The organism is Sorangium sp. So ce381 (genome assembly GCF_051473845.1).
Lineage (GTDB): Bacteria > Myxococcota_A > Polyangia > Polyangiales > Polyangiaceae > Sorangium > Sorangium atrum.
Map to the genome: position 1 here is coordinate 5,538,926 of NZ_CP150336.1, position 19,177 is coordinate 5,558,102.

Genomic DNA, 19,177 nt, shown 5'->3' on the forward strand with positions numbered 1-19,177 from the left:
CCCGAACCCCGGGGGGCGCATGAGCACGCAGCAGACCGCTCGTCGCGATCCGCGCTCGGATCGCTTTCTCATCGACTCCGGGCTGCGATCGTTCGCCGCCTCGCGCCCCGACCACGTCGCGCTGGTCTGCGAGGGACGGCGGATCACGTACCGGGAGCTCGACGCGCTCGCCGATCGCTGCGCCGCCCTGTTCCGCGAGGCGGGCGTGCAGCGCGGCGATCGCGTCATGGTCGCGCTCGACAACGGCGTGGACGCGGTCATCGCGTACTACGGAGCGCTCCGGGCCGACGGCGTGCCGTCGCTGCTCGGCACCGCGATGCGACCGCGGCGCCTCGGTCAGGTGATGGAGCTCGCCGCCCCCCGCGTGTTTGTGGCGGCGCGCGGCATGCGCGAGAGCCTCGCCGCCGTGGCCGAGCTCCCGCCCGGCGCGAGGCCGGCGGCGACCTTCCTGAGCGGCGCGGCTCCCCCGGCCGCGGCCGGGCCCCCGCCCGACGGGCGCGACTTCCAGGAGGCCCTGGCCGGCGCGCCCGGCGAGCCCCCTGCGCGCCGCGCGATCGAGCTCGATCTGGCGACGCTCTGCTGGACGAGCGGCAGCACGGGCGAGTCGAAGGGGGTCATGCTGACGCACCAGAACCTCCGCAACAGCACCGCGGCCATCGGCGCGTACCTCGAGCAGACGGCGGACGACGTGATCCTCTGCGTGCTGCCCCTGTCGCACACCTACGGGCTCTTCCAGCTGCTCGTGACGCACGCGTTCGGCGGGACCGTCGTGCTCGAGAAGGGCTTCTCCATGCCGTGGCCCATCGTCCAGCGGATGGCCGAGGAGCGGGCGACCGGCTTCGCGGGCGTGCCGACGATCTTCGCGTCGATGCTCTCGCTCAAGAACTTCGCGAAGGCCGATCTCTCGGCGCTCCGGTACATGACGAACGCCGCGTACGGGCTCCCGGCGCCGCAGCTCCTGCGCCTCCGCGAGCTCCTGCCCAACGTCTCGTTCTTCGCGATGTACGGCCAGACCGAGTGCACGCGCGTCTGCTACCTGCCGCCCTCGCTGGCGCTCGAGCGGCCGTCCTCCGTGGGCATCGCGATGCCGAACGAGGAGCTCTGGATCGAGCGGGAGGACGGCGCGCACGCGGAGCCGGGCGAGGTGGGCGAGCTCGTCGTGCGCGGGCCGAACGTGATGCGCGGCTACTGGAGGAACCCCGAGGCGACCGCCCGCGCGCTCCGGCCGGGGCCCCTCCCGGGGGAGGTCGTGCTCCACACCGGCGACCTCTTCAAGATGGACGAGGACCGGTACCTCTACTTCGTCGCGCGCAAGGACGACATCATCAAGACCCGCGGCGAGAAGGTGAGCCCCCTCGAGGTCGAGTCCGTGATCTGCAAGGTCCCGGGCGTCGTCGAGGCGGCGGTCGTCGGCGTGCCGGATCAGGTGCTCGGGGTCGCGGTGAAGGCCGCCGTGGTGAAGGCCCCTGACGCCGCGGTGACCGCCGACGACGTCCGCAAGAAGGTGCGGTCCGAGCTCGACGAGGTCGCCGTGCCCAAGTTCGTCGAGTTCATGGATTCGCTCCCCAAGACGGCGAGCGGCAAAGTCAAGAAGAGCGAGCTCATCTGATATGTGCGGTATCGCCGGCCTCATCAACCTACGCACCGACGCGCCGAACCCCGACCGCGAGCTGGCCCTCAAGATGGCGCGGGCGCTCCGCCACCGCGGCCCCGACGGCTTCGGCATCTACCGCGATCGCCACGTCGCGCTGGCCCACTCGCGCCTGTCGATCATCGACCTCGACGGCGGCTGGCAGCCGATGGCCAACGCCGACGAGACGCTCTGGGTCTGCTTCAACGGCGAGATCTTCAACTACATCGAGCTCCGCGAGGAGCTCACGGCGAAGGGCCACCACTTCCGGACCAAGAGCGACACCGAGGCGCTGATCCATGCCTACGCCGAGTACGGCGAGGCCATGGTCGATCGGCTGAACGGCCAGTGGGCGTTCGTCATCTGGGACGTCAAGCGGCGGCGCGCGTTCTTCTCGCGCGACCGCGTCGGCATCAACCCGCTCTTCTGGACGGTCCACCGCGGCGTCCTCCGGTTCGCCAGCGAGGTGAAGTCGCTCTTCCAGGACCCCACCATCCCCCGCGCGATCTCGCGCGAGGGCCTCGACGAGGCGCTGACGTTCTGGGCGCCGATCGCCCCGCTCACGCCGTACGAGGGCATCCAGCAGATCCCGCCGGGCGCGGTGGCGACGCTCGATCTCGATCGCGACGTGGCGCCGCGCGTCTCGGTCCGCTTCCGCCCCGAGTTCCCCATCGGGCGCGCGCCCGGCGGCGACGAGGCCGGGCTCGTGTCCAGCGTGCGCGAGGCGGTCCGCGGCGGCTCGACGATCCGCCTGCGCGCCGACGTCCCCGTCGGCAGCTACCTGAGCGGCGGGCTCGACTCCACGATCGTCGCGGCGCTCATCGCGTCGAACCGCGAGGTGCCGCTGCGCACGTTCTCGGTCGAGTTCGCCGAGCGCGAGTTCGACGAGGCCGAGTACCAGCGCGCCGCCGTCGCGCACCTCGGCACGTCGCACGCGTCGATCCAGTGCGGCGACGCCGACATCGCCGGCGTCTTCCCGGAGGTCGTCTACCACGCCGAGGCCCCGCTGCTGCGCACCGCCCCGGCCCCGCTGTTCATCCTGGCGCGCCTCGTCCGGCAGAGCGGCTACCGCGTGGTGCTGACGGGCGAGGGCGCCGACGAGTTCTTCGCCGGCTACGACATCTTCCGCGAGGACCGGGTGCGCCGCTTCTGGGCGCGCCACCCGGACAGCAAGCTCAGGCCGCAGCTCCTCCTCCGGCTCTACCCCTACCTCCAGCGGTCGCCGGTCGCGCAGGTCGAGATGGCCAAGGCCTTCTTCGGGCGGAACCTCGCGCAGACGGACGACCCGTTCTACTCCCATCGCCCGCGGTGGGACGCCACGAGCCGCATCAAGCTGATGCTCGATCCCGCGATGCGCGAGGGCATCGGCGACACCGCCGCGGCAGATCGCCTGAGGGAGCAGCTGCCGCGCGACTTCATGCGATGGACGCCGCTCGCGCGCGCGCAGTACCTGGAGATCACGACGCTGCTCTCCGGCTACCTGCTCTCCTCCCAGGGCGAGCGCATGATGATGGCGAACTCGGTCGAGGGGCGCTTCCCGTTCCTCGATCCCAACGTGATGGACGTGGCGGACGCGCTGCCGGACGCGCTCAAGCTCCGCACCCTCGACGAGAAGCACGTGCTGAAGCGCGCGATGGGCGATCTCCTGCCGCCCGGCGTCCTCGAGCGGAAGAAGCAGCCGTACCGCGCGCCCGTGGTGCAGCCGTTCTTCGGGAGCGGGACGCCGGACTATGTCGAGGCGTGCCTGTCGCCGGACGCCATCAAAGACGCCGGCATCTGGCAGGCGCAGCCCGTCGCGGCGCTCGTCGCGAAGTGCCGCAAGACCGGCGGCAAGTCGATGAGCAACACCGACGACATGGCGTTCTGCGCCATCCTCTCCACGCAGCTCATGGCGCGCGACATCATCCAGGGTGCGCGCGTCGTCTCGGCCGCCGACGACACGTCCGGCCGGCTGGGCGTCGATGTCGACCGGGTGCGCGACGCCGCGGGCTGAGCGGGCGCGCGCAGCGCCGCGCTGAGCCGGGGCGCGGCGCCGCGGGGCGCATGGGAGCCGCCCCTCAGCGGGCCCGCTTGCGTATCGTGCCGCTGCTCTCGTCCGCCCAGAAGACGAACCCGCCGGCGAGCGCGATACCGCGCGGCGTGCCGCCCTCGTACAGCGGCCGCGCCCTGCCGGTGCCGTCCTTGCGCTTCCGCATCACGCGGGGTGACCCCTGGTCGGTCCAGTAGACGAACTCATCGAACCCATCCACGGCGATGCAGTCGGGAGACGCATGCGCCACGTCATCATCCTCGATGGCCGTCCAGACAGCCGCCGCGTCCTCCGAGCCGTCCTTTGGCGCCCTCATCACCGCAGACAGCTCGCCGGCGTGATCCCCGCGCGGGCTGTTGGTCCAGTAGACGTGGTCGTCGTCCACGGCGATCGCGTACGGAAACAGCTGCTCCCTGGCCAGTCGCTGCGTGTCGCCGGTCGCCCGCTGCGTCCGGTTCACCGAGCCGCGCAGGCTCCGATCGACCCAGTACACGTGCTCTCGGTCGATCGCGATGAGGTGCGGCGACACGTTGTTGTCCTCGTGGAACTCGTCGTCCACCTCCGCATCGGGCATCGTGATCTTGCCGATGAGGCTCCCCTCGCCCGGCGTGCCGATGCCGGCCGCGCGCTGCGCCCAGAACACCGCTTCCTCGTCCGCGGCCACGCCGAGGGTCGCGAAGTCCGAGTCGAAGAGCACCTCTGGCGTGCGTGCTCCGTTGCGGTCCACCGTCAAGACGTCCTTGTCGTTGAGGTTGGACCAGAAGACGCCGTGCTGGTTGACGGCGATCCCGTACGGAGCGTTCTGGCCGACGGCGAGCGTCGTGACGGCTCCGCCGAGGACCGACACTTTTTGCACGCTGCCATCCGTGCCTTCGCCCGCCGTCCAGTAGACCTCGCCCTGGTAGACGGTGAGCAGGTTCGCGTTCGGCGCCTCGATGGTCGGAAACCCGCGCGCGATCTCCGTGACCCCGCTGCAGCCGGTCGCGCTGCACCTCCCGCCGTCCAGGCACACAGCGCCGCAAGCGCCGCAGTTCTGCGGGTCGTCGAGCAGGTTCACCTCGCAGTCGTCGGGGTTGCCGTCGCAGTCCGCCGTGCCGGCCGCGCACCCATCGCCTCCACCGGCCGAGCTCGCGCTGGCTTCGCTCACCGTGAAGTCCCCGAGCACGCTGGTGCATGCCGCGGCGGTCATGATGGCAACGCAGAGCATCGAGCCGATTCCGAACGCCTGGCGCATCAGAAACTCCCCTTCGCCCCCGCGGAGCCGAGCCCGATCACGGGCGTGATCGATATCCCGGCGCGCTGCGGCGACCTCGGCGCTGTGAGCAGCAGGACCGTGCCCGCGCCGACGCCCACCGCGCCGATCGCGAACCCGATCGTCGAGAGCGTGCCCATCGCGTGGTAGCTGTCGAGCTCGCCCTTGAGCGACGGGTCGCACCGGCCGCCGGGGCAGCGCTCCGACAGATCGCCGTGCTTGCCGAGCGCGAGCACGCCGCCGACGGCGCCGGCCGCGAGCCCGGCCCCGCCGAGCCCGAGCGCGGCGATCGCCAGCACCGTGCGGCTGCTGCCGGAACCGGAAGCAGAAGCGCCCTGATCTGGCCGCGGCGCCACAGGCGGACGCGGCTTGACCGGAGGCGGCGGCGCGGCCGGCTTGAGCTCCAGCGCGACGGTCTCGCTGGCGCCCTCGGCGAGCGTCACCTTCACCTCGATCGGAGCGAACCCCGCGGCCGACGCCCGGACGACGTGGTCGCCTGGATCGACCGGCCGCCGGACCCCGAGCGCGGCGCGCGGCACCGGCGCGTCGTCGATCGTGACCGTGGCGGTGTCCGGCCCGATCACCGAGATGAGCACCTGCGGGATCCGGGGCGCGAGCGCGTCGAGCTCGCGCTGGGCGGCCGCGATCGCCTCGAAGAACTGCTCGGGCGACTTCTCCGGCGCTCCCTCGCGGAGGATGCGGCTGTACGACTCCTGGGCCGCGATCCACTGGCCCGCGCCCACCTGGGCGCGGGCGACGCCGAGCAGCAGCGTCGGCGCGTGGATGATGGCGTCGGCGCGGCTGAACCGATCGAGCGCGGCCGCGAAGTCCTTCCGCTCGAGGGCCTCCTGCCCCTCCACGGCGAGCGAGCGCGCGGTCGCGCGATCGGCGTCCGAGACCTGCGCCAGCGCGGCGGGCGCGCAGGTCAGGGCGAGCAGCAAGGAAGCGATCCCTAGTCGACGAGCCATACGAAGGAGGTCCGTGCGAAGTGCTGCGGGTGAACGTCAGATGCCGAAGTCCGTCGGCTTCGGCTTGCGGCGCGCGCTCCCCGGCGGCGCGGGGGAGCGCGGCTTCGCCTGGGCGGGCTGAGCCGCTGGCACACGCGGGCCGCTCGCCGGCGTCGCCGAGACCGGGGACGCCGGCATAGACGCCGCGGGCGCCGTCGCAGAGCCCGCGGCCGCCGGGGCCACAGAGGAGGGCGGCTCCGGCGCCTGTGCGGAGGCCGTGGCCGGCGCCACGACGTCGGGCCACCGCGGCGCATCGGACACCGACGCGTTGGGAGCCGGCTGCGCGAGCGGCCGCCCCGTCGCGTCAGGGCTCCCGCCGCGCAGGGCGAAGAACGCGACGGCCACGAGAACGACCGCGCCGGCCGCCGCGGCGGCGAGCGCGCGTCCGACGACAGGCCGCCGGACCGGGGTAGACACCACCGAGACCAGCGCGCTGGCGGTCTGCGACCGCATCTGGCGGCCGACCATCGCGGACGCGGCCTCCGCAGCTCCTGGCGAGGCCACCGTCGCGCCGGGCCCGGCCGAGGTCCGCGCGACCTCGGCGTCCGACGAGGCTATCAGCGTGACCGCGTCGCCGAACGAAGGCGCCGCGCTGTCGGGCCCCGCGTCGGGGAGCGCCGCGCTCTCCCTCGATCGTGGCGCGAACCCGAGCTCCACCGAGATGCGCTCTCCGGACGCGCGGAACGGGCCGACGATGCTCGTCCTGGGCTCGAAGCTCTCGCTCGCGAGGTCGAGCGCGATCGCGAGCGCGTCGCAGAACTCCTTCGCGCTCTGGAACCGCGCCTCCGGCTCGCGCGACGCCGCGCGGGCCCACCAGGCGTCGAAGCCGGGCGGCACGGGGGCGAGCTGCGACGGCACGGGCAGCGGCTTGACCATGATCTTGAGGAGCAGATCGCCGAACGCCTCGCTGTTGAACGGGAGCTTGCCGGTGAGGCACTCGAACACGACGACGGCGAGCGACCAGAGGTCCGAGCGGTGATCGATGCTCTTGGTGCCCTGCGCCTGCTCCGGGCTCATGTACGCGGGCGTCCCGAGCAGCGAGCCGGTCTTCGTGGTGGAGGTCACTTGATGCGTGCTGTCCTTCGCGATGCCGAAATCGAGCACCTTGGCGATCTCCCTGTCGTCGTCCCGGACGAGGAAGATGTTGGCCGGCTTGAGGTCGCGATGGACAAGGCCGCTCGCGTGAGCCTTCGTGAGCGCGCGCGCCACCTGCGCCGTGATCGCCATCGTGTCGTGCGGGTCGAGCCGCCCCACGCGCTGGATGCGGGTATCGAGGTCTTCCCCCTCGAGGTACTCCATCGCGATGTACGGCGTGCCCTGCCAGACGCCGTGGTCGAGGATCTGCACGACGTGCGGGCTGCGGATCTGCGCGGCGACCTTCGCCTCGCGCTCGAACCGGTGCCGCACCTCCTTCGAGACGCCCTGCGCGTTCATGAACTTGATCGCGCACGGGATGTCGAGGCCGAGGTGCTGGGCGAGCCACACCGAGCCCATCCCACCTTGCCTGAGCGGACGCACCAGGCGAAAGCGATCGGCAACGGTGTTCCCCGCGGCGGGTGTCACGGAGCCTCCCAGACCTTCTGGAATAACACAGGTCGTCGTCCAGGGTCACGTTCACGCCGTGCAAAAGTGAGCTGGGGCCGACAGCGCGAAATGGCGCAGAAGCGCCGCCATCCCCCGCGCGCGCCCTGCATTTGCACCGTTTGCGATGCTTGCATCAGTTGCATCAGTTGCATCAGTTGCACCAGTTGCACCGCTTGCGACGTTTACGACGCTTCGCGGCGGAGGCTAGCGAGAACCCGAGCTCGCGGCGGCGGGCTCCTGCAGAGGCCGCCGCGCGCCGGGCCGGCCCGGAAGCGCGGCGCCGTCGGTCGTGTCCGTCTTGTCCGCCTTGTCCGTCTTGCCGAGCGGCGTGCCCGTCGTCTGCGCGAGCTGGCTGCCCCGCGGATCGTCCGGGAACGCGTCGAGGAACTTGCGGACGTGGTGGCGCGACTCCTCGACGATGCCCGCGCGGAACGTCAGGAGCGCGAGGTTGTAGCGCGCATCGGCGCTCCTGGGATCGGCCTTCAGGGCGGCGAGGTAACCCTGACGTGCGCCGTTGTAGTCGCCGCGCTTGTCGGCGATGAGCGCGAGGTTGTAGAGCGCCTCGGCGTCCGAGGGATCCTGCTCGGCGAGCGGCGTGAGGCGCGCCTTCGCCCCGTCGAGATCCCCGGCCAGGATCGCGAGCGCTCCCGCGAGGAGCTGCGCCTTCCGGCCAGCGCCGGCGTCGATCGCGCGATCCGCCTCGGCCCTGGCCTCGGCCAGGCGACCCGCGCGCTCGAGCGCGAGCGCGAGCGCATAGCGGAGCCGCGACGGGTCGCCGCCCTCCTCGAGCGCGGCCCGCGCCTCGGCCTCGGCGCGCTCGGGGCGGCCGGCGACGGCGAGCGCCTCGGCCAGGACCGCGCGCGTGCTGCTCTGCTCCGGGCACCGCTCGCGCGCGGACTCCGCGTCGCGGAGGGCGGCGCCAGCGTTGCGGGCGTGCAGCCTCGCCTCGGCGCGCAGCGCGAGGCAGGCACACGTGACGGGCGCGGCGGGCGCCGCGGCGGCGGCGGGGTGCATCCTCAGGCAGCGCGCCGCGACGCCGTCGAGATCGTCGAGCTTGCGCCGCTCGCGGAGCGGCCTCGCGAGCTCGTCGATCGCGCGCAGGTGTGCGCCGTCGCGGCGAAGCGCCGCCCACCACATCCGCTCGCGCGACCCGAGCAGGGGCGCTGCCCCGTTCAGCTGGACGACGCCGAGGCCGATCACGACGATCGCGGCCCCCATGCGCCGGTGCTTGAAGCTCGAACCGAGCCAGCGCTCCGCGGCGGCAGCGGCGAGCGTCGCGAGCGCCGCCCACAGGGGCAATGCGACGAAAACGACCCCCTGCGCGAGCGGCGCGCGAGGCCCGCGGTAGTAGAGCGTGGCCGCGAGCGCCGCGGCGAGCGCGATCCACAGCAGCGCCGCGCCGTTCCTGGCGAGCCGCGTATCGAGCCGCGCGGCGAACCACGCCGACAGGCCGAGCGCCGCGGCGAGCGCGGCCGCCGAGAGCGCTCCCGAGAGGGCGAGCGCGCCGGCCGGGAGCGGCTCAGGCGAGAGCCACGTGGGCGCGACCGCCAGGACCAGGAGGTGCAGCGCGCGGCAGAGGTGCAGGGCGAGCTCGGCAAGCCAAGGCACGGCGTGACCTTAGCCCACCGCCCATCGCGGACCAAACGGCGGAGAGGCATCGCTGCAGCGCGTCCGCCGCGGCGAGGGCGCGCTCACGGCCACGGCGCGCTCATGGCAGGGTCATCTCGACCGCGACCGAGACGCGGTTTCCGGGCGGCGGCACCACGAGCCCGAGCGGCATCATCCGGAGGCATTGCGCCGCGTCGGGACGATCCATCCCGCGCACCTCGCTGATGCCGCGGGCGATCTCGTTCCCCGACGCATCGAAGGTCATGTTGAAGATGTACCTGGCGCGGGCTGGAGCCGGGTTCTTCCTGAGCGAAGGCTCCCAGCACTGCTTCACGAAGAGCGACCGGCGCGCTTCGAGCTCCTTGGCGGCGTCCCCCTCGACACGCTTGTAGAGCTCGCTCGTCAGAGGCGAGGCCCCTGCCGACGCGGGCTGAGGCGCAGGCAGCGAAGGAGCGGGCGCGTCCGCGAGCGCAGGCAGCGCGCCCGCGCGCGCCGTCGAGGCCTCCACGCTGGCCGACGGAGGCGCAGGTGGCGGCGGCGGACGCTGCAGCCCGAGGTAGAGCCCTGCCGCGATGAAGAGGCTGCCGAGAAGGATCGCCGCGGGGGTCATCAGCTCCTTCTGCATGGTGGCGATCGGAGGGCAGCCGCCGCGCACCTCGCGGCGCGCGAGGTTGGCCGCCCGGCCCGACCTTATTGCATCGAGACGACAGCGGAGGTGTACGAATAGTCGTTGTTGGTCCAGAAGGGGCTATCGGACTTCCCGCAGAGGCCGACGTTGTACTGGCCCGGGGGCGGCGACAGCACGGCGCTCAGCCCCACGGGGATGCGGGTGTGCGCCGGGACCTGGACCGCATAGACGCCCGTCCCTTCTGGGCTGAGCTCCCCGAGAGGCGAGAGCTGCTGAGAACAGATCCAGAGGTGGAGCTGATCCGCGGGGGTCGACGCCGCTCCGAGCGCCTTGTTCGAGACGACGACGACGCGCTGCCCCGGGGCCGTCACGCTCACGGTCGCGGGCGCAGCCAGGAACTGCAGCGATTTCTGAGGGGCTGCGCCCGCGCCGGAAACGTAGGTGCTCGAGATGACGCCAGGGGGTCCCTGCGGCCCCTCCGCCCCCGGCGCACCCTGCGCACCAGGCGGCCCGGCAGCACCAGGCGGCCCAGCTGGCCCGCTCGGACCGGCCGGTCCCACCGCGCCGGGCGGGCCCGCCGGCCCCGGCGCGCCCTGCAGGCCGATCGGATCGCCGACCCACACGCCGCTGCTGTCGACGACGAGGCGACCGCCGATGGAGATCGAGTTCGGCGTGATGTCCCCCGCGACGTTGCTGGCCTGGAGCGCATACGGAACGCTCGCGATCTTGGCGCGCGGCAGCATCTCGGGGTCGTCCCCCACGGTGATCCCCAGAAAGCGCGCCGTGCCGTCGAAGACCGGCTTGTCGACGGGCGCGAGCTCGCCGAGGTCGACCGAGAAATAGCCTTGGTCGAACGTGACGGTGTGGAGCTCGCTCCAGACGGGCACGGGCGCGTCGGGCGCGTCGTAGAACGCGAACACCACGTCGAGCGTGTCGTCGATGGGCTGGCCCACCGAATCGAAGAGGCGCCCCTGGTGGGTGATCGTGACGGGGACCGCCGCGGCAGCGGGCCCGGACAGCGCGGTCACCGCCGCAAGGACCGGCGCGTGGATGGTTCGTGCCTTCATCGCGAGCTCCCCTGGTTCGCCCTCGCGAGCCGGCGCAAGGTGCGCCGTGGCAGACATCGCGCGGCGCGCGCTGAGCAATCGCGCCCGGAGGCGTCGATGATCCTGGAGCGGGCCGCGAGCCCTGCCACGATCTCGCGAAGGAGCAGCGCCTTGGATGCCAGCGGCCGACGGGCGGTTCCGATCGCGCTCCCGGTCGTCCGACGCCGCTCGGGCAGGCCGCCAGCGTCGCGAGCGCCGAGGCCTCGCCGCCGCGGGGCGAGGCCGCCCGAGACGGCGCGCGCCCGGGTTTCGCGGCCTGCGCGCCGCGACGTGATCGCCCTCGGCGCGGCGCCGGCTACTCGAGATCGTACGGCTCGACCTTCACCTCGGCCAGCTTCGGGACGGCCGCGGCGATCGCCTCGCCGATCTCCTCGTGCGTGCCGACGACGCCGATCACGAGATCGTCCTCCGAGATCCGGCGCCGCACGGCGGCGTTCGCCTCATCGAGCGTGACGTCCTCGATCCGCTTCAGGTAGGTCTCGTGGTACCCCTCCGGCAGATCGTACAGGAGCTCGTCGAGCTTCTGGTGCACGCGCTTCCTCGCGGTGTCGATCTCGAACGCGTGCGAGCGGACGAGGTAGCGCTTCACGAACGTGAGCTCGTCCTCGGTGATCCCGTCGCGCCGCAGCGCCTCGAGCAACCCGAGCTGCAGGGAGAGACAGGCGGGGGCGTCCTGCGCCGCGGGCGCGGTCCACATGGTGAACGCGTCGCGGTGCCGATCGAAGCCCGCGCGCGACGAGGCGCCGTAGGACCAGCCACGCTTCGCGCGCACCTCCTGCATCAGCCGCGACGAGAAGGTGCCTCCGAAGGCGGTGTTCGCGACCAGGAGCGCCATGTGATCGGGGTCGTGGGCGTCGGTGCCGAGCCCGCCGATGACCATCTGCGTCTGTGTCCGCTCGGGTTTGTCGACGAACACGAGGCAACGCCCCGGCCTCGCCCCGGGATCCGTCACCGGATCGGGGATCGCCTCGCCCTCGGGCAGGCCGGACAGGAGGCGCTCGGCGACCACGTGCGCCTCGCCGGGCTCGATGTCGCCCGAGATGGCGACGATCGCGTTGCGCCGGGTGTAGTGCCGCGCGTAGAACGCGGCGACGTCGTCGCGCGTGATCTCCCGCAGCGTCGGGATGGTGCCCGCGGTGCGGCGGCCGTAGGGGTGCCCGGCGAACAGGGTGCGCCGGAAGGCGCGGCTGCAGAGCGAGCGATCGCTGTCGCGCGCCTCGATGAGCTCGGCCTCGGCCTCGCGCAGGAGCCGCGCGAGCTCCGGCGGCGAGAACGTCGGGCGGGCGAGGAGCGTGGCCCCGAGCTCGACGAACCGATCGAGCGAGCGCTTGATCACCTCGAAATGCACCGTCGTCGCGCTCGTCGCCACGTCGGTGCCGAACTCCCCGCCGAGCGCGTCGATCGTCTCCTCGATCTCGTTCGCGCTGTAGCCCTCCGCGCCGCGGCGGAGCATGCGCGCCGTGACGCGCGCGAGCCCCTCGCGCCCGGCCGGATCGTGCGCCGAGCCGGAGGCGAACGCGACCACGATGCTGACGATGGGGAGCGCGTGGCTCGTCTCCACGAGCACCGCGCCCTCGCGGGGCGCCACGCGGCCGCCCGTCGCTCCCCTGCCCTGCCCCTCGGCGCCCCAGGCGAGGCCGCTCTTCACGCTCTGGCTCACGATGCCTCCTCGCTCTCCGCGTCCGTCCCGTCCTCGTCGTCCTCGTCGCTCGTCCCGTCCGGGATCACGTGGATCACCGTCCGCGCCGAGGTCACCAGGTAGCGCCGCGCCACGCGCAGCAGATCCCCGACGGTCGCCCGCCGGTAGGCGGCGAGCCGCTCGAACAGGGCCGCGGGATCGCCGAGCACCGTCTCGTAGAAGCCGATCTGCTCGGCCTTGCCGGCGACGGTCTCGAGCCCTTGCAGGACCGAGAGCTCGATGCGCGCCTTCGCGCGATCGAGCTCCGCCTCGGTGACCGGCGCGCGGCGCACCGCCTCGAGGAGCGGCTCGAGGGCCGCGAGCAGCGCCTCGCCGGTGTGCTCGCCGCGGGCCGAGAGGTAGATGTCATAGAGCGAAGGATCGCGGAACGAGCCGACCCAGCCCCGGATCTCGCTCGCGATCTCCTGCTCCTGGACGAGCGCGCGGTGCACGCGCGACGACCGCCCGGAGAAGAGGATCTCGTTCAGCAGGGCGAGGGGCGCGTGGTCGAAATCCCCGAGCGCCGGCGCGCGATAGCCGATCGCGACCTTGTGCGTGGCGGTCGGCTTCACCACCTCGGCGCGGCGCTCCGCGATCTGCGGCGGCTCGGGGCACACCTCTTCGACCGGGATCTTCGACGGCTCCTGCGCGCCGTAGTGGTCCTGCACCCCGCGCAGCGCCTCGTCGAGCGCGACGTCGCCGACGATGACCAGCGCCGCGTTGTTGGGGGCGTAGTACGTCCGGTAGAACTCGACGCAGTCCTCGGTCGTGAAGCCCTTGATGTCCTCCATCCAGCCGATGGTCGGCCACCCGTAGGCGTGCTTGGTGAACGCCTCCTTGTAGAGCAGCTCGCTCACCGCCCCGTCGACGTCGTCGTCGACCCGCTGCCTCCGCTCGTTGGCGACGACCTCCTTCTCGCTCGACACCTGCGGATCGCGGAGGACGAGCCGCGCCATGCGCTCCGCCTCGAGGCGGAGGGTGAGCTCGAGCGCGTCCTTCGGCAGGTTCGTGTGGTAGTAGGTCCAGTCGAGGAACGTCGCCGCGTTCGTCTCGGCGCCGGCCTCCTCGAGCATCCGGTCGAACGCGCCGTGGGCGACGCTCTCCGTCTCGCCGAACATGAGGTGCTCGAAGAGGTGGGCGATGCCGGTCTTGCCCACGCGCTCATGGCGCGAGCCGACGCCGAACCAGGTCTGAAGGCAGACCACGGGCGCCGAGGGGTCGACGAGCACGAGCACCTTGAGCCCGTTCCCGAGGGCGAAGCGCTCGACGCGCATCGTCGGGCCGAACGCGACGGTGGCGTCGTGGCGCAGCCGGGCGAGCGGCGGGCGTTCGCGGTTCAGCTCGACGAGCATCTCGGCGAGCGGACCCATTCGAGGGAGCGCGTTGGCGCCGGGGACCGAGTAGGCAAGCGTCTCCTGCATGGCAGGCGCAGCCCATACCACGCTCAGCGCCGCGGCGCTGCGTGGCACAAGACGTCGCTCGGATCCCGCGTCGACTGGTGGCACTCCCACCGGTCGTCGTGGCAGGAGACGACGAGGATCCCGGCGTCGTACGCCTCCTTCAGAGAGGAGCCTGCCCGCTGCGCGAGCAGGTTGGACGGGGTGCGCTCGGTGCACCCCTTGCCCATGTCGACCTCGATCTTCCTGTTCCCCTTGGTCGCCTTGACGGGGTTCGGCGGCGTCTTGCCCTTGTCGGCGGTGCGCACCGCCACGGCGAGCTTCGGCAGGATGCCCTCGAGGTACGGCTTGTCGACGAGCGGGTCGGTCGACCGCGGTGACACCATGGCGAGCGTGTACTGGATCGCCATCATCTGCTGCTCCGGCGGCGCGCTCGGCTGGATCGGCCCGCTCGACCCGATCGGGATCGGCCGCGGCGGCATATCTCTCTTCGCGGCCTCCGCGGCCGCGGGGGTCGCCGCGGCGCTCGGGGCCGGCGCCGCGCTGTCCGCGCCCGGCGGCGCCGAGGCCGAGGCGGACGCTTGAGGCGCCGCCGCGCGCGGATCGTCGCATGCGAGGACGGCGAGGCCGAGGGCGAGGGCGAAGGCAGGGGTCGCCGCGCGGAGCTCGCGCGGCCGGACGGGGGCGGGCTGCATGGGCGGCTTATACGAGCGAGCGCCGCGCGCCGCCACGCTCGCGTGGCCGCGCGGCGCTCGCAGACGGCGCGCCGCGACCGGCGCCCCCGCACGTCAGTCGATCTTCAGGATGGCGAGGAACGCCTCCTGCGGGATCTCGACGCTCCCGACCATCTTCATCCGCTTCTTGCCCTCCTTCTGCTTCTCGAGGAGCTTCCGCTTGCGGCTGATGTCGCCGCCGTAGCACTTGGCGGTCACGTCCTTGCGCATCGCCTTCACGGTCGTCCGCGCGATGACCTTCGACCCGATCGCCGCCTGGATCGCGACCTCGTACTGCTGGCGCGGCACGATGTCCTTGAGCTTCACCGCGAGGTCCCGGCCCCGGGCGTACGCCTTGTCGCGGTGCACGATGACGCTGAGGGCGTCGAGCGGGTCGCCGTTCACCAGCATGTCCAGCTTGATGAGATCGTCGGCGCGGTACCCGACGAGCTCGTAGTCCATCGACGCGTAGCCGCGCGACACGCTCTTCAACTTGTCGTGGAAGTCGAAGAGCACCTCGCTGAGGGGCATGTCGTAGGTGATGATCACGCGGTCGGACGAGGCGTACTGGATCGACTTCTGCTCCCCGCGCCGCTCCTGGCACAGGGCGAGGACCGCGCCGACGTACGCCGAGGGCACGTGGACGGTCATCCGGAAGATCGGCTCCTCGATGCGATCGGTGAGGTTCGGCGGCGGGAGCTTCGCGGGGTTCTCGATCGACTTCATCGAGCCGTCGTTCAGGTAGCAGTGGTAGACGACGCTCGGCGCGGTCGTGATGAGGTCGAGGTTGTACTCGCGCTCCAGCCGCTCCTGGATGATCTCCATGTGGAGCAGGCCGAGGAAGCCGCACCGGAAGCCGAAGCCGAGCGCCTCGGAGGTGTCGGGCTCGAAGACGAACGCGGCGTCGTTCATGTGGAGCTTCGACAGGGCGTCGCGGAGGTCCTCGTACTGGGCCGAGTCCGTCGGGAAGATCCCGGCGAAGACCATCGGCTTGACCTCCTTGAAGCCGGGCAGCGGCGTCGTCGCGGGGTGGACGGCGTCGGTCACCGTGTCGCCGATCTTCGTGTCGACGACGCTCTTGATGTTGCCGACGAGGAAGCCGACCTCCCCCGGGCCGAGCTCGGTGATGGCGGTCGCGTGGGGCGTGAACACGCCCATCTCCGTGACCTCGTAGTCGCGGCCGGTCGCCATGAAGCGGACCTTCTGGCCCTTCCGGATGACGCCGTCGACGACGCGCACCATGACGACCGCGCCGCGGTAGCTGTCGTACCAGCTGTCGAAGATGAGGGCGCGGGGCGCCGCGTTCAGGTCGCCCTTCGGCGCCGGGATGCGCGCGACCACCGCCTCGAGGATCTCCGCGATGCCGATCCCGGTCTTGGCGCTGGCGGGGATGGCGCCGGAGCAGTCGAGGCCGATGACGTCCTCGATCTCGCGCGTCGTCCGCTCGACGTCGGCCGAGGGGAGGTCGATCTTGTTGAGGACCGGGATGATCGCGAGGTTGTTGTCCAGGGCGAGGAAGACGTTCGCGAGGGTCTGCGCCTCGACGCCCTGGGTGGCGTCGACGACGAGCAGCGCGCCCTCGCACGCCTGGAGGCTGCGCGAGACCTCGTAGTTGAAGTCGACGTGCCCGGGCGTGTCGATGAGGTGCAGCCGGTACGTCTGCCCGTCCTTGGCGGTGTAGTCCAGGCGAACGGTCTGGGCCTTGATCGTGATCCCCCGCTCGCGCTCGATGTCCATCTTGTCGAGGAACTGCTCCTTCTGCTCGCGGGCGGTGAGCGCCCCGGTCGCGTCGAGGATGCGGTCGGCGAGCGTGGACTTGCCGTGGTCGATGTGGGCGATGATCGAGAAGTTGCGGATGAGCTTGGAATCAACGGGCATAGCGAGCTTCAGGGCGCGGCGACCTGACCAGCGTTGGCGGCCGCAGCGCGCGGCCTCGACCGAGATGGGAGGGAGCGGACTGGAACGTCCGTGCCCCTCCGGGGAGCGAGCCGCTGCGCGCGGCTCTACGAGCGCCGAGGGAAATGGTGGACCGCGGCGTGCCTGCTCCTAGCGCGACCCGCGCCGCGAAGCTATCCACCCCGAGCGACGGGCGCCAAGGCGTCCGGCCTCCCAGGGCCAGAGCCTCGCGGCCCCCGGCGCCGGTCATTTCTTCGGGATCGGCGGCGCGGCGACCGGCGGGCTCTCCAGGGACATCTGCCCTGGCAGCACGTGCTCGTAGTGCTTGAGGACCATATCTATCCCTTCGCGGATGTAGACGGCGATCGGGACCTTGGTGCGTTCGTGCAGGATCTTCAGCCGCTCGGCCTGCTCGGGCGTGATGTAGATGGTCGTCGAGACTTTCTTCCGCGACATGTCACGCCCGGGAGGGTAACCCGCCAGTCTCGAAGGGGACGACTGACAAGACGTTACCCTAGATGCCGGTACGTATGATGTCAATCGGAATGGCGCCACCGAGCTCGCCGGGGTTCGGGGATCGGCTCGGGCTGGGTGGTGGGTCGCGTCCGTCGCGTCCGTCGCGTGCGTCGCGTCCGTTGCGTCCGGCGCGTCGCGTCGGGCGGGCTTCTTGATGTGCGCGCGGGCCGCGGTCTAGACTGCGGCCGAAGCTGGTCCGCGTCGGGACGGCTCGCCCGGCGCGTCGAGCTTCTGTCCCGAGGGTTCCGGGCTGGCCGGAGGAATCTCTTGATGACGCGATTCCCGCTCACCTGGCCGTCGCCCAGGTGCTCGCTCGTGGCCCTGATGACCATCTCCGTCGCTTCCTGCGCGTCCTCGACGCCGGAGCCCTCGAGCGCGAAGGGCTCCACCAGCGAACGGGACACGGCGATCGTCCACGAGCCCTGCGACAAGGACTCCGCCTCTGCGGAGAAGGTCGATGTGAACGGCGACCGGATACCCGACATCATCCACGTGAAGAAGGACGGTCGGGAGGTCTGTCGGGTCGTCGACCTGAACCTGGACGGCGCGATCGACGCCTTCATCTACTACGACGGCAACGGGGTGGAACGGCGGCGCGAGTCGGACTTCGATCGCGACGGGCGGGCCGACGAGATCGCGCACTACGAGCGCGGCGCCGTCGTGTTGAAGGAGCGCGAGACCAACTTCGACAACAAGCTCGACACCTGGGACTACTACGAGGGTCCGCGCCTCGCGCGCCGTGAGCGCGACTCCGACGGCGATGGGATCATCGACCAGTGGTGGCAGTTCAACAACCCGAACGACGCGAAGTGCGCGGTCGTGGCGAGCGATCAGAACGCCGACGGCAAGGCCGATCCCGGAAGCGTGGTCGATCTCTGCGCCGAGTCGTACGGCGCGCCGAAAGCGCCCATGACCCCGCCGGGCGGCGCCGCGCCCCCGGAGGGAGGGGCGGGAGCAGGGCAGCCCGCGGCCGCCGGGGCGCCGGGCGCCGCGCCCACAGCGACCCCCGCCGCGGGCGCGCCTGCATCGGCGACCCCCGCGCCCACATCGGCCCCGGCTGCGGGCGCGGCCACGGCGGCGACCGCCGCGCCCGCGGGCTCCGCGCCCGGCCAGCCGGCCGCCAAGAAGGGACCGTGACATGAGGACACAAGCGCTCATGGCGCTGGCCACGCTCAGCCTGCTCGGCGCGGCGTGCAGCTCGGATCCAGGGTTCGAAGGCGCGAAGGCGCCGAAGGTCGAGACGGCTCGCAACGCCGACGGCAGCATCGACGATCGCTCGATGTGCGACTGGAAGGGCAAAGAAGATCGCGAGACGAGCGAGACCGCCGGGCCAGGCGCGATCCAGCCCAACGTGAGGCGCGTCTGGCAGATCGTGGGCACGGGCGAAGACCGTCACAGGGCGCTCGTCTGCCGCGAGATCGACACCAACTTCGACGGGGTGAAGGACGTCGTCCGCAAGTACAACGACAAGGGCGAGAGCCTTCACGAGGAGTCCGACTCGAACTACGACGGCCGGATCGACACATGGCTCACGTTCGCCGGCGGAAGGCTGGCCGAGGTGAGGGTCGACTCCGATCACGACGGCAACCCCGACGAGTGGAAGTACTACAGCGGCGGCAAGCTCGCGCGCATCAAGCGCGACACGAACCGCGACGGCAAGCCGGACGTCTGGGAGATCTACCGCATGGGCCGGCTCGAGCGGATGGGCGTGGACATCGACGCCGACGAGCGGGTCGATCGGTGGGATCACGACAACGAGCTGAAGCGCCGCCTCGAGGACGACGAGCGCAAGAAAGAGGACGAGGCCGCCGCTGCAGCCGCGAAGAAGGCCGCGGAAGATCAGGCGGCCGCGGACAAGGCGAACGAGGCCGTGGACGACAGCGGGAGCGCGGCGCCCTCCAGCGACAAGAAGAAATAGAGCGCGCCTCCTTCGAGTCGAGCGGAGGTCGATTTCGCCCCCTGCCCTGACGGCGCGAGCGCGCCCAGGTGCTCTCTTGCAGCCGGCGCTCGCCGGGGCAGGCGCGCAGGCGCACCGGCGTCGGCCTCGAATCCGGGCAGCGCACCGCCCAGGTCGGTCGACGCGGCGCGAGGGGCGTGCTTATCAGTGCCGTCGGCCGACACCACCGCGTCGGC

General features: G+C 71.8%; 15 protein-coding genes. 4 read left to right on the top strand and 11 right to left on the bottom strand.

Annotated elements, in window-relative coordinates; genetic code table 11:
* Positions 1-19: 19 nt before the first annotated feature.
* A complete protein-coding gene (locus tag WMF29_RS20855) occupies positions 20-1,609 on the top strand; it encodes a class I adenylate-forming enzyme family protein (protein ID WP_437330510.1) in 1,590 nt (529 codons plus the stop codon).
* 1 nt (position 1,610) lies between these two features.
* Positions 1,611-3,623, top strand: coding sequence for an asparagine synthase (glutamine-hydrolyzing) (gene asnB / locus WMF29_RS20860; RefSeq protein WP_437330511.1), 2,013 nt, complete (start codon positions 1,611-1,613; stop codon positions 3,621-3,623).
* A gap of 64 nt (positions 3,624-3,687) precedes the next feature.
* Here asnB and WMF29_RS20865 read toward each other — a convergent pair whose 3' ends face one another.
* The 11 genes from WMF29_RS20865 to WMF29_RS20915 all read right to left on the bottom strand — a co-directional run bounded on the left by WMF29_RS20865 (position 3,688) and on the right by WMF29_RS20915 (position 16,984).
* On the bottom strand, positions 3,688-4,893 hold the full coding sequence (locus tag WMF29_RS20865) for a lipoprotein receptor (RefSeq protein WP_437330512.1): 1,206 nt from the start codon (positions 4,891-4,893) through the stop codon (positions 3,688-3,690).
* Positions 4,893-5,879: a hypothetical protein gene (locus tag WMF29_RS20870; protein ID WP_437330513.1), complete on the bottom strand. Its 987-nt coding sequence runs from the start codon at positions 5,877-5,879 to the stop codon at positions 4,893-4,895. Before WMF29_RS20870 ends, WMF29_RS20865 begins: the two co-directional genes overlap by 1 nt.
* A 36-nt stretch (positions 5,880-5,915) precedes the next feature.
* A complete protein-coding gene (locus WMF29_RS20875; RefSeq protein ID WP_437330514.1) occupies positions 5,916-7,481 on the bottom strand; it encodes a protein kinase domain-containing protein in 1,566 nt (521 codons plus the stop codon).
* A 225-nt stretch (positions 7,482-7,706) separates the two neighbouring features.
* Positions 7,707-9,110, bottom strand: a complete 1,404-nt coding sequence (locus WMF29_RS20880; RefSeq protein WP_437330515.1) for a tetratricopeptide repeat protein — start codon at positions 9,108-9,110, stop codon at positions 7,707-7,709.
* Positions 9,111-9,210: 100 nt separating this feature from the next.
* Positions 9,211-9,735, bottom strand: a complete 525-nt coding sequence (locus WMF29_RS20885) for a hypothetical protein (RefSeq protein ID WP_437330516.1) — start codon at positions 9,733-9,735, stop codon at positions 9,211-9,213.
* 65 nt (positions 9,736-9,800) lie between these two features.
* The gene (locus tag WMF29_RS20890; RefSeq protein WP_437330517.1) at positions 9,801-10,805 is read right to left on the bottom strand and encodes a collagen-like protein; all 1,005 of its coding nucleotides are present in this window, start codon (positions 10,803-10,805) and stop codon (positions 9,801-9,803) included.
* 334 nt (positions 10,806-11,139) lie between these two features.
* Complete coding sequence (locus WMF29_RS20895; RefSeq protein WP_437330518.1) at positions 11,140-12,504, bottom strand: M16 family metallopeptidase; 1,365 nt, start codon at positions 12,502-12,504, stop codon at positions 11,140-11,142.
* Positions 12,501-13,943: a M16 family metallopeptidase gene (locus WMF29_RS20900; RefSeq protein WP_437330519.1), complete on the bottom strand. Its 1,443-nt coding sequence runs from the start codon at positions 13,941-13,943 to the stop codon at positions 12,501-12,503. The genes WMF29_RS20895 and WMF29_RS20900 overlap by 4 nt, the downstream gene beginning before the upstream one ends.
* A gap of 23 nt (positions 13,944-13,966) precedes the next feature.
* A complete protein-coding gene (locus WMF29_RS20905; protein WP_437330520.1) occupies positions 13,967-14,614 on the bottom strand; it encodes a hypothetical protein in 648 nt (215 codons plus the stop codon).
* Positions 14,615-14,707: 93 nt separating this feature from the next.
* The gene (gene lepA, locus WMF29_RS20910) at positions 14,708-16,510 is read right to left on the bottom strand and encodes a translation elongation factor 4 (RefSeq protein WP_437330521.1); all 1,803 of its coding nucleotides are present in this window, start codon (positions 16,508-16,510) and stop codon (positions 14,708-14,710) included.
* A 264-nt stretch (positions 16,511-16,774) separates the two neighbouring features.
* Positions 16,775-16,984 (bottom strand): ribbon-helix-helix domain-containing protein, encoded by a 210-nt coding sequence (locus WMF29_RS20915; RefSeq protein WP_012236467.1) that lies wholly within the window; start codon positions 16,982-16,984, stop codon positions 16,775-16,777.
* A 330-nt stretch (positions 16,985-17,314) separates the two neighbouring features.
* Here WMF29_RS20915 and WMF29_RS20920 point away from each other — a divergent pair, with 330 nt between their 5' ends.
* Both WMF29_RS20920 and WMF29_RS20925 read left to right on the top strand, forming a co-directional pair.
* On the top strand, positions 17,315-18,181 hold the full coding sequence (locus WMF29_RS20920) for a hypothetical protein (RefSeq protein ID WP_437330522.1): 867 nt from the start codon (positions 17,315-17,317) through the stop codon (positions 18,179-18,181).
* 1 nt (position 18,182) lies between these two features.
* Positions 18,183-18,962, top strand: coding sequence for a hypothetical protein (locus WMF29_RS20925; protein WP_437330523.1), 780 nt, complete (start codon positions 18,183-18,185; stop codon positions 18,960-18,962).
* The last annotated feature ends 215 nt before the right edge of the window (positions 18,963-19,177 follow it).

Excerpts from the sequence above, each read along its gene's own strand:
- WMF29_RS20855 (WP_437330510.1), top strand. The coding sequence starts at position 20 with ATGAGCACGCAGCAGACCGCTCGTCGCGATCCGCGCTCGGATCGCTTT.
- asnB (WP_437330511.1), top strand. The coding sequence starts at position 1,611 with ATGTGCGGTATCGCCGGCCTCATCAACCTACGCACCGACGCGCCGAAC.
- WMF29_RS20865 (WP_437330512.1), bottom strand. The coding sequence starts at position 4,893 with ATGCGCCAGGCGTTCGGAATCGGCTCGATGCTCTGCGTTGCCATCATG.
- WMF29_RS20870 (WP_437330513.1), bottom strand. The coding sequence starts at position 5,879 with ATGGCTCGTCGACTAGGGATCGCTTCCTTGCTGCTCGCCCTGACCTGC.
- WMF29_RS20885 (WP_437330516.1), bottom strand. The coding sequence starts at position 9,735 with ATGCAGAAGGAGCTGATGACCCCCGCGGCGATCCTTCTCGGCAGCCTC.
- WMF29_RS20890 (WP_437330517.1), bottom strand. The coding sequence starts at position 10,805 with ATGAAGGCACGAACCATCCACGCGCCGGTCCTTGCGGCGGTGACCGCG.
- WMF29_RS20900 (WP_437330519.1), bottom strand. The coding sequence starts at position 13,943 with ATGCAGGAGACGCTTGCCTACTCGGTCCCCGGCGCCAACGCGCTCCCT.
- WMF29_RS20905 (WP_437330520.1), bottom strand. The coding sequence starts at position 14,614 with ATGCAGCCCGCCCCCGTCCGGCCGCGCGAGCTCCGCGCGGCGACCCCT.
- lepA (WP_437330521.1), bottom strand. The coding sequence starts at position 16,510 with ATGCCCGTTGATTCCAAGCTCATCCGCAACTTCTCGATCATCGCCCAC.
- WMF29_RS20915 (WP_012236467.1), bottom strand. The coding sequence starts at position 16,984 with ATGTCGCGGAAGAAAGTCTCGACGACCATCTACATCACGCCCGAGCAG.
- WMF29_RS20920 (WP_437330522.1), top strand. The coding sequence starts at position 17,315 with ATGACGCGATTCCCGCTCACCTGGCCGTCGCCCAGGTGCTCGCTCGTG.
- WMF29_RS20925 (WP_437330523.1), top strand. The coding sequence starts at position 18,183 with ATGAGGACACAAGCGCTCATGGCGCTGGCCACGCTCAGCCTGCTCGGC.